This window comes from Nesterenkonia sp. K-15-9-6, assembly GCF_052656005.1.
Window position 1 is genome coordinate 376 of sequence record NZ_JBQYEY010000069.1, and the last position, 215, is coordinate 590.

Below are 215 nucleotides of genomic sequence, written 5' to 3' on the forward strand. Positions count from 1 at the left end.
TCCTCGACACCGTCCTCAACGCCGTCCTCGACACCGTCCTCAACGCCGTCCTCGACACCGTCCTCAACGCCGTCCTCAACGCCGTCCTCGACACCGTCCTCAGTGCCGTCGTCCGGGTCGGTGATGCTCAGAGGCGCAGTGGCCTCCTCACCGGTGGTGTCATCCACACCAGCAACCGTGTAGTCACCAGGCTCCGCATCCTCCGGAGTCGGCAG